The 1101-nt window shown below is 63.0% G+C and carries 2 protein-coding genes; both read left to right on the plus strand.

The features are described from left to right. Nucleotides 1-936, plus strand: a 936-nt coding sequence (locus D3D01_RS22495) for a cytochrome ubiquinol oxidase subunit I (protein WP_147439983.1), incomplete at its 5' end; no start/stop codon positions are given. Then, the coding region (locus tag D3D01_RS22500; RefSeq protein ID WP_199725600.1) for a cytochrome d ubiquinol oxidase subunit II at nucleotides 929-1101 on the plus strand (173 nt) is incomplete at its 3' end. The genes D3D01_RS22495 and D3D01_RS22500, both read left to right, overlap by 8 nt.

A 1101-nucleotide genomic window follows, 5' to 3' on the forward strand; every position in this document is an offset into this window, starting at 1 on the left:
GGCTACGAGATGGTCACCCGCAACGGGATGGAAATCGCCAAACTAACCGACCCGTTCGCCGCGTTCTTCACCCCGAGAATGCCCTGGATGTACGTCCATATGATGAACGCGTCGGTGATCTCGGTCGCACTGCTGGTCGCAGGCGTCTCGGCGTACATCGTCTGGAAAAAGCCCGATGCTGAAGCCTGGAACACCGCACTCAAGTTGGCTGTCGTACTCCTGATCGCCTCCGCACCATTCCAGGCGATCCACGGCGACGCCTACGGCCGCCACGTTGAGGACACCCAGCCACAGAAGTTTGCCGCGATGGAGGCACACTACGAGACGGGGCAGGCCGATCTACACCTGCTCGCGTTTCCGAAGTCACCTGAGGCACTCACCGATCCGCGCGCCGAGAATCTCGTCACCGTAAGCCTCCCCGCGGTCGGGTCGTTCCTCGCCAGTGGCGGGGACTTTGACGCCGAGGTCATCGGACTGAACGAGTACGAGGAGAACCCCCCCGTAGCACTCGTGTTCTGGTCGTTCCGTTTCATGGTCGGGCTCGGGTTCCTGTTCATCGGGCTCGCGCTCTGGGGCGGGTTCCTCATGTACCGAGGCCGGTTGGCCGACAGCACACGCTACCTGAAGGCGATGATCGCTGCATCACCGTTCGGCTACGCTGCGTTGCTCACCGGCTGGTACGTCACCGAGATCGGCCGGCAGCCGTGGGTCATCCAGGGCGAGCTCAAGACGAGCGAGGCGGTGTCATCGACGCTCACCGGGGCCGAGGCGACACTGACTCTGGTTGCGTTTGTCGTGCTTTACCTCGGGCTGATGCTGACTGCGCTGTACATCCTGAAGTGGCTGGTCCGGGAGGAGCTCCGGTCACTCGGCGTTCGAGAGTCGAGTGGTGGCCGCTGGCACGGCCCGATTCTGTGGGTGAGTAGCGATGACTGACACGCTGTTGCCCGTCGACGCGTACCTCGTCGAGTCCCTGCCGGAGATCTGGTTCGGCGCCGTGCTGTTCGCGTTGGGGATGTACGTTGTCCTCGACGGGTTCGACTTCGGTATCGGGATGCTTTACGCGACCCGGACGGACGAACGCGAGCGAGAGACGTTCCT

It is taken from the genome of Haloarcula sp. Atlit-7R (assembly GCF_003666065.1).
Taxonomy (GTDB): Archaea; Halobacteriota; Halobacteria; order Halobacteriales; family Haloarculaceae; genus Haloarcula; species Haloarcula taiwanensis.